Annotated in this window: 7 protein-coding genes; 3 read left to right on the top strand and 4 right to left on the bottom strand. The window is 71.0% G+C overall.

Annotated features, from left to right (window positions below; translation table 11 throughout):
- Positions 1-845, top strand: an 845-nt coding sequence (locus OU415_RS37640; protein ID WP_270954556.1) for a cytochrome P450, incomplete at its 5' end; no start/stop codon positions are given.
- Positions 846-847: 2 nt separating this feature from the next.
- On the opposite strand, the gene OU415_RS37645 is transcribed toward OU415_RS37640, so the two are convergent.
- From OU415_RS37645 to OU415_RS37655, 3 genes are all read right to left on the bottom strand, one after another.
- Positions 848-2017 carry a styrene monooxygenase/indole monooxygenase family protein gene (locus tag OU415_RS37645; protein WP_270954557.1) on the bottom strand — a complete coding sequence of 390 codons (1170 nt, stop codon included), beginning with the start codon at positions 2015-2017 and terminating at the stop codon, positions 848-850.
- A 204-nt stretch (positions 2018-2221) separates the two neighbouring features.
- Positions 2222-2656: a VOC family protein gene (locus tag OU415_RS37650; protein ID WP_270954558.1), complete on the bottom strand. Its 435-nt coding sequence runs from the start codon at positions 2654-2656 to the stop codon at positions 2222-2224.
- Positions 2657-2667: 11 nt separating this feature from the next.
- Positions 2668-3255: an inorganic diphosphatase gene (locus tag OU415_RS37655; RefSeq protein ID WP_270954559.1), complete on the bottom strand. Its 588-nt coding sequence runs from the start codon at positions 3253-3255 to the stop codon at positions 2668-2670.
- A 120-nt stretch (positions 3256-3375) separates the two neighbouring features.
- On the opposite strand from OU415_RS37655, the gene OU415_RS37660 reads away from it, so the two are divergent.
- Both OU415_RS37660 and OU415_RS37665 read left to right on the top strand, forming a co-directional pair.
- Positions 3376-3936: a TetR/AcrR family transcriptional regulator gene (locus OU415_RS37660; RefSeq protein WP_270954561.1), complete on the top strand. Its 561-nt coding sequence runs from the start codon at positions 3376-3378 to the stop codon at positions 3934-3936.
- A gap of 1 nt (position 3937) precedes the next feature.
- Positions 3938-4957, top strand: a complete 1020-nt coding sequence (locus OU415_RS37665) for an SDR family NAD(P)-dependent oxidoreductase (protein WP_270954563.1) — start codon at positions 3938-3940, stop codon at positions 4955-4957.
- 232 nt (positions 4958-5189) lie between these two features.
- On the opposite strand, the gene OU415_RS37670 is transcribed toward OU415_RS37665, so the two are convergent.
- Positions 5190-6241 (bottom strand): cytochrome P450 (locus OU415_RS37670; RefSeq protein ID WP_270954570.1); only part of this gene is annotated, 1052 nt, incomplete at its 5' end.

Below are 6241 nucleotides of genomic sequence, written 5' to 3' on the forward strand. Positions count from 1 at the left end.
GGCTGGTGGGCGGCGAGCAGTTCGACGTGGTCGACGACTTCGCCTATCCGCTGCCGGTGGCGGTGATCTGCCAGCTGCTGGGCGTGCCGAGGGAGGACGAGCCGCGGTTCCGCGTGATGGTCGACGGCGTGATCGCCGGGCTGAACCCGGCGCTGCCGGTGGAGGATCGGCGCGCGGCGCAGCACAGCCGCTTCGAGCTCGGGCAGTACCTGGCCGAGCTGGTCGAGCACCACCGCCGCCATCCCGGCGAGGACATGCTCTCCGCGTGGGCCACCGACGAAGGCCCGGAAGGGCGGATGTCGCTGGTGGAGATGATCACGAACGCGGTGCTGCTGCTGATCGCCGGGCACGAGACCACCGTCAACCTGATCACCAACGGCATGCTCACCCTGCTGCGCCAGCCGGAGGAGCTGCGGCGGCTGCGCGACGATCCGTCGATCGCGCCGGCGCTGGTGGAGGAGCTGCTGCGCTACGAGCCGCCGGTGCACATGCTGCCGCAGCGCACCACGTTGATCGACCTGGAGGTCGCGGGCGCGGTGATCCCGAAAGGGGCGCCGGTGTGGTTGATGCTGGCCTCGGGCAACCGGGATCCGAAGCGCTTCGCCGATCCGGACCGCTTCGACCCGGCCCGCGCGGACAACCAGCACCTCGGTTTCGGCTTCGGTGTGCACGCCTGCTTCGGAGCGCCGCTGGCGCGCCTGGAAACCCAGGTCGCGCTGACCGAACTCGCCCGCAGGCTGGGTGATCCCGAGCTGGTGCAGGACCCGCCGCCGTACCGGGCCAGCCCGGTGCTGCGGGGGCCCCGGCACCTGAACATCCGCGGTGGAGTACTCGCGTCTACTTAGGACTAATGCCCGATCAGCCAGTCGGCGTCCTCGGTGGTTTCCAGCACGCGGGCGAACTTCCGCTGCAGCGACGGGTCGGTCGCCGCGGATTGCAGGATGTCGAGCAGGTGCGGTGGCGGGTTCAGCAGCGCGTTGGCGACCGTGGTGGTGTCGCGGCCGCCGCCCGGTGCGTGCCACCACGCGTCGTGGGTTCGCTGCATCCAGTCGGCGCCGAACGGGCCGGTGTGCGCGTCGATGGCTTCGGCGTGCATGGCAGCGGCGGTCACCGCGGAGTTCGCGCCCGGCGCCGTCAGCGGGTCGTTGACCACGACCGCGTCGCCCAGACCCAGCACCGCGCGCCCCGACGGCAGCACCGCGACGGGGTGGTGAACGGTTGGGGTGATGGCGCCCGTCAGCGTTGCGCGTTCGTCGGTGAGCGTCGTAGCGGCCAGTTCGTCGTGCTCGCGCGGGATGTCGCGCAGCAGCAGGCGGATTCGCCGCCAGAGCTCGTCGGGACCCGGGCGGTCCCGCCAGACGTCCCACGGCCCGTCCGGCAGCGCTTCGATGAGCAGCGCGTAGCAGGGGCCGGTGAAGGTCAGCGCGGGGAGCACGAGCAGCTCGCCGACGCCCGGGACCATCGACCAGCGGATCGACGTGGTGTCGCTGGTGGAATTCGGGATGCGGAGGTAGACCGCCGCGATCTGGCGCTGCGGCTCGGTGTGCGGGGACAGGTCCGCGTTCCGCGCGAAGAACCCGCCTCCGCGACCGGTCGCCACGAGCACCAGGTCGTGGTCGGCGGCGAGGTGGTCCAGCTCGTCCTCGCCGACGGTCCGGTACGCCACGTCGTCGAGCATTTCCAGCCAGGCGGCCAGTTTCAGGCGGTGGTCGACCGATTGCGCCGGGCCGCCGACCAGATCGGCGAACCAGTCCAGGACGCAGTCGCGGTCCAGCCACAGCGACAGGCGGCCCTTCGTGATCGCCGGGGCCTCGTCGTCCCACAGCGCCAGCCCGGCATCGCGCTCCGGGCGCAGCCTGGCGCCGAAAACGCACTGGGTGGACAAGATCCGGCCACCGCGGAGATCGTTCGGCCGCTGCCCGGAGAGCACCGTCACCCGATGTCCGCTGCGCTGCAGCAGATGCGCGGTCAGCAGCCCGGCGACGCCACCGCCGACGATCGCGATACGCCTGGTCATGGTGCCTCCTCCGTGCCTGCGGCAGGTGGCGACGGGCCAGCTCGGGTGCGCGCGCGGGGGTCCCCGTCGTCCGTGCTCCACGTCCCGGCCCGCTGTCGCGATCGCCGGGTTCTGAGGTGGTTGCCCACTTCCCACCTGTAGGACGCCGGCGATCGCTCCGGGGTTGGCTGCCGTTCGGGTGACGGAAGCACCGGAGGCGGTGCGTCAGGCCCTGTCGAAGTCGGGGAGCACGAGGGATCCGTCCTCGGCGAGGGTGAATCCCGGGTTGTAGGCGATCTCCCAGAAGTGGCCGTCGGGGTCGGCGAAGACGCCCGAGTAACCGCCGTAGAAGGTCCTCGCGGCGGGCTTGGTGATGGTCGCGCCCGCTTCGGCGGCCGCGGTCATGATGTCGTCGACCTCGTCCTCGCTCCTGGTGTTGTGGGCGAGGGTGATGCCGCTGAATCCGTCGCGGGTCGCGTCCGGCAGACCGCAGTCCTCGGCGAGCTTCTCCCTGCTCCACAAGACGAACGCGCTGCCGCCGGTCTGGAAGAAGACGGTCTCCTCGATCTCCTGGCCCTGCCAGCCCAGCGCTGCGTAGAACGCGCGTGCGCGCTGGAGGTCATCGACGCCGAGGGTGATGAGGCTGATCCGCTGCTCCATGCCGAAGCACTCTAGGTCCTCGGGCGTTCGGCGCGGGGCAGGCGCACGCGACGGCAGCGCTGGGGCTGCCACTGCCTGCGGCAGATGCGCGGTGCCGGTGCGCCCGCCGCCGGATCGCGAGCGGTGTTGGCGCGGGTGAACGCGCCCTCGATGACCGCTTCCGCCTCGGCGCGGCTCTGCCAGCCCCGGATCTCACCGCTCTTGCGCGGCTCCAAGTCCTTGTAGGTGGCGAAGAAGTGGCCGATCTCCTCGCGGTCGTGCAGCGGGACGTCGGTGAGGTCCCGGACGTGGTCGGCGCGCGGGTCGTCGGCCTGCACGCACAGGACCTTGGCGTCCGGGCCGTGCTCGTCGTGCATCCAGAACACCGCGACCGGCCGGACGCGGATGGTGCAGCCGGGGAACGTCGGGGCGACCACCTGCACGAGCGCGTCGAGCGGGTCGCCGTCCTCGGCGAGGGTGCCGGGGAAGTAGCCGTAGTCGGCCGGGTACTGGGTGGCGGTGAACAGGGTGCGGTCCAGCCGGATCCGCCCGAGCCGGTGGTCCATCTCGTACTTGTTGCGGGATCCGCGCGGGATCTCGACGACCATCTCCAGTTCCACGGTGCTCTCCCCTCACCGCCGGATCTGGTACCGCCCCCCAGTGTCCCGCAGTCCGCGCGGGGACACTGGCCGACCGATCCGATCGGTTCACCGACCGAATCGGTCGGGTAGGGTCGGGGCATGGCACGAGCGCTGCGGCAGCACGTGGACGAGGAGATCCTCGACCGCGCGGCTGCGCTGTTCGCCCAGCACGGCTTCGAACAGACGTCGCTGAAAGCGCTGGCGGACGCCGTCGGGCTGTCCAAGGCCGGATTGCTGCACCACTACCCGAGCAAGGAAGCGCTCCACGCCGCGGCGCAGAACTTCGCCGCGGTGCGGTGCAAGCAGGTGTTCGACCAGGTGGCGTCGCTGCCGCTGGGTCCGGCGCGGGACCGGCGGGTGCTGGAGCTGCTGACCGACACGGCGCTGGACCGGCCGGGCCTGGTGGCGCTGCTGTTCCGGCCGGTCACCACGCCGGAGGCGCACCACCACGACGAACTGCTGTCCGAACTGTTCGCGATCGCCCCGTCCGATGCGGAACGGCTGATCCGCGTGACGGGCGCGCTGGGCGCTCTGGCGGTGCTGAGCCTGGCCGCCCACTACCGGGGCGACAAGACCTCGTGGCGACCGCGCATCGTCGAGACCTGCTTCAACGCGCTCGGACACGCGTCCTATGTGGACGAACATCGTCGAGGGGACTGACATGGCACCGGAATCCAAGCCGCTGACCGCGAACAGCCCGGTCGGTGAGTGGCTCGCACACCCGGAGGGCGCGGTGCTGCTGCGCGAGCTGTTGGCGCAGGCCGGTACGGACGAGCAGGCGCTCGCACCGGTGCGGCAGCTGCCGCTGCAGCAGCTGGCCGACCTGAGCCAGGGCGCGTTGTCGCAGGACGTGGTCGACGACCTGGTCCTGCGCGCCAACGGCGGCACGATGCCCGAGACGTCCACCGACGACGCGGTCTGGCGGGAGCGCATCACGCCGGGGCGGTTCGACGGCAAGACCGTGGTCGTCACCGGCGCCGCCTCCGGCATCGGCCGGGCCACCGCCTCCCGGATCGCGCGGGAAGGCGGCCGGGTCGTCGCGGTGGACATCTCCGCGGAACGGCTGGAGGCCCTGGCCTCGGAACTGCCGGACTCCGAGGTCGTCACCGTCGTCGCGGACCTGACCGACGCCGACCACGTCCAGCGGATCCTCGACGCCGCCGGACCGCGCATCGACGGGCTGGCCAACGTGGCGGGCATCAGCGACGACTTCTCGCCGATCCACGAGGTCACCGACGACGTCTGGGAGCGGGTTTTCGCGATCAACGTCGACGGGCTGTTCCGGCTGACCCGCGCGGTCGTCCCGGTGATGCTGGCGGCCGAACGGGGCTCGATCGTCAACGTGGCCTCCGAAGCGGCGCTGCGCGGATCCGCCGCGGGAGTCGCCTACACCGCCTCCAAGCACGCCGTCGTCGGCATCACGCGCAGCACGGCGTTCATGTACGGCCCGCGGGGAATCCGGGTCAACGCGGTCGCACCCGGCGGTGTGGCCACGGGAATCGCCAGCGCAGGCACCACCTCGGAGTTCGGCGGCGGACGCCTCCGCGAATTCCTGGCCCTGATCCCGCCGATCGCCGCCGCCGAACACCTCGCGGCCTCCATCACCTTCCTGCTCAGCGACGACGGAGTGAACATCTCCGGAGCGATCCTCCCCTCCGACAACGCCTGGTCGGTGCAGTAGCGACCACCGCAGTCCCCACCTCGCCGCCCCGATGCCCCCGGTCCACTCCGACCCGACGACCTCGAACACCCCCGGACGAGTGGTCTGCTCGCGTCGGGGAACCGCAGTTTCAATGGAAACTGTGATCCGCCGTGGGTGGGTTGTGCAGTTTCAATTGAAACTGCGGTCCTCGGCGAGGTTCCGGTGGTATCGGACGGGTGATTCCGGGATCGGTGCGGAAGTGGGAAGGGGTTCACCAGGCGACGGGGAGGTTTTCGAGGCCGTAGATGGCTTGGTGGGTGGCGAAGGGGACCTGCACGTCCGGGATCGCCAGGTGGAGGTTTGGGAACCTCTGCAGCAGGGCGGGGAAGGCGATGCGCATCTCCATGCGGGCCAGCGGTGCACCGAGGCAGTGGTGGATGCCGTGGCCGAAGCCGAGGTGCGGGGTCGTCTCGCGGGTGATGTCGAGCCGGTCCGGATCGTCGATCAGCGCCGGATCCCGGTTCGCCGCGGGGAGGTTGAACATCACGAGGTCGCCGCGGCGGATGGTGCAGCCCTCGAACTCGACGTCCCGGGTCGCCATGCGCGGCGAGCCGCCGTTGACGACGCTGAGCCAGCGCAGCAGCTCCTCGACGGCCTTGGGCACGCTTTCGGGATCGTCGCGCACGAGCGCCAGCTGGTCCGGGTGGCGCAGCAGCGCGAGAGTGCCCAGACCGAGCATGTTCGAGGTCGTCTCGTGGCCGGCGACGAGCAGCAGGTTGGCGATGCCGACCAGTTCGGCGTTGGTGAGCTCGTCGTCGTGGTCGCGGATCAGCATGCCGATCAGGTCCTCGCCGGGCTCGCGGCGGGCCCGCGCGACGAGTTCGTTCATGTATGCCAGCGATCGCCGGGCGAGCTCGACCTTCTCGTCCTGCGGCAGCGTGGTGTCGAGCTGGCGGTTGGTGCGCTCCTGGAACTCGGCCTGGTCGTCGGCGGGAACCCCGAGCAGCTCGCAGATGACCAGCGACGGGATCGGCAGCGCGAAATCGGCGACCAGATCGGACGGTGCGCCGCGCCGCGCCATCGCGTCGAGGTGCTGGTCGACGATCTCGACGATGCGCGGTTCGAGCCGGCGCATGCGCCGGACGGTGAACTCCGGCGTGAGCATCCGGCGCAGCCTGGTGTGGTCCGGCGGGTCCAGCGAGAGCAGGTTCCCGCTGCGGTCACCGGAGAGCTGGCGCGGGTCCGGGGTCAGCCCGTCGAGGTCCTCGGGACCCCAGCCGTTGCGGAAGGTCTCGGCGTCGCCGAGCATCCGCCGCACGTCGG

The sequence above is a fragment of the Saccharopolyspora oryzae genome (assembly GCF_027853915.1).
GTDB classification, from domain to species: Bacteria; Actinomycetota; Actinomycetes; order Mycobacteriales; family Pseudonocardiaceae; genus Saccharopolyspora; species Saccharopolyspora oryzae.